This is a genomic window from Streptomyces sp. NPDC027962, from assembly GCF_055566095.1.
Window position 1 is genome coordinate 1 of sequence record NZ_JBVHTA010000105.1, and the last position, 1,885, is coordinate 1,885.

1 protein-coding gene is annotated in these 1,885 nt (G+C 72.7%); it reads left to right on the forward strand.

Going from position 1 to position 1,885, the window contains the following annotated elements; translation table 11 throughout:
- A partial coding sequence (locus ACZ4SA_RS36850) for a polyketide synthase dehydratase domain-containing protein (RefSeq protein ID WP_468283210.1) occupies positions 1–1,885 on the forward strand: 1,885 nt, incomplete at both ends.

Below are 1,885 nucleotides of genomic sequence, written 5' to 3' on the forward strand. Positions count from 1 at the left end.
GCGCGTCCGTCGACTGGGACAAGACGCTCCCCGCCGACGCGCGGACCGTCGACCTCCCGACATACGCCTTCCAGCACTCCCGTTACTGGCTGGAGAACACCGGCAGCGCCGGTGACGTCACTTCCGCCGGTCTGGAGGCGACGGATCACCAGTTGCTGGCGGCTGCGGTCGCCGTGCCCGGTTCCGATGGTGTGGTGCTGACCGGTCGGATCTCCCTCCGTACCCACCCCTGGCTGGCCGACCACGCCGTCATGGGCACGGTCCTCCTCCCGGGCACGGCCTTCGTGGAGATGGCGGTGCGCGCCGGTGACGAGGTCGGCTGTGACACGGTGGAGGACCTGACGCTGGCCGCTGCCCTCGTCGTCCCCGACCAGGGTGCCGTCGTGCTGCGCGTGGTCGTGGGTTCCCCTGACGACGACAACCGTCGCGAACTCTCGGTGTTCTCCCGCATGGAGGGCGAAGGCGAGAGCGACCAGGCTGTCTGGACCTGCCACGCGACCGGTGTCCTGGCACCCGGCGTCCATACCCCCACGTTCGACCTCGGCGTGTGGCCGCCGCAGGGTGCGGAGCCGGTGGACGTCTCCGACTTCTACGCGAACGCCGAAGCGGACGGCTACGGCTACGGCCCGGTCTTCCAGGGCCTGACGGCCGCCTGGCGGCGGGGCGAGGAGGTGTTCGCCGAGGTCGCGCTGCCCGAGGGCGCGGACCCGAGCGGCTTCGCGCTCCACCCCGCGCTCGTGGACGCCACGCTCCACGCGACCAGCCTCAACGACGGCGAACACACGGATGGATCCGGTCCGTTGCTGCCGTTCTCCTGGGCCGGCGTGACCCTGCACGCGCAGGGTGCCACCGCTCTGCGGGCGCACATCCGGTCGGCCGGGCAGGACACGGTCGCACTGGATCTGGCCGACCAGTCGGGCGCCCCGGTGGCTACCGTCACCTCGCTCGCGCTGCGGGCGGTGTCGGCCGAGGGCCTGTCCGGCGGTGCCGCCGGGGAGGCGTTCCACGGTGCGCTGTTCCGTTCCGAGTGGCGGGCCGTCTCGCTCCCGGAGGACGTACGCGCTGAGCCCTGGGCCCTCGTCGGGCGGGATACGCTCGGGCTCGCGGGCCCCTCTTCGTACGCCGCGGACGCTTCGTACGCCTCGACTGGCTCGCCGTCCACCCCGCTCGCCTCGTACGGCTCGTTCGACGAGCTGACCGGTGACGTTCCCCCGTACGTGTTCGTCAGCCTGCCGGACCCGGAGTCCGGCTCCGACCTTGCCATGCAGGTCCACGACGCCCTGCAGGAGACGTTGCGGATCGTGCGGACCTGGCTGGCGGAGGATCGGTTCGCCGGGTCCTGTCTGGTCCTCGTCACCCGTGGCGCGGTCTCCGGCGAGCCGGGCGAGCGGATCACCGCGCTCGCGCAGTCGCCGGTGTGGGGTCTGGTCCGTTCCGCGCAGGCGGAGAACCCGGGCAGCTTCGTCCTCGTCGACCTCGACGACGCGCCCGACTCGCTGTCGGCGCTGCCGGCCGCGCTGGCCACGGGCGAGCCCGAGCTCGTCCTGCACGGCGGCGAGGCGCGGGTGCGCAGGCTGGTCAAGGTGACCGAGGAGCAGGCGCTCGTGCCGCCGCGGGAAGGCCCCTGGCGGATGGACGTCTCCGCCAGCGGCATCCTGGAGAACCTCTGCCTGGTGCCCGCGTCCGACGCGGCCCAGCCGCTGCGCGAGGGCGAGGTACGCGTCCACGTCCGTGCCGCGGGCCTCAACTTCCGCGATGTGGTGACGGCGCTCGGCATGGTGATCGTCGACGAGGTCATGGGCGGCGAGGCGGCCGGTGTGGTCGCGGAGGTCGGTCCCGGTGTGACGGATCTGGCCGTGGGTGACCGTGTGGTGGGCCTGTTCAC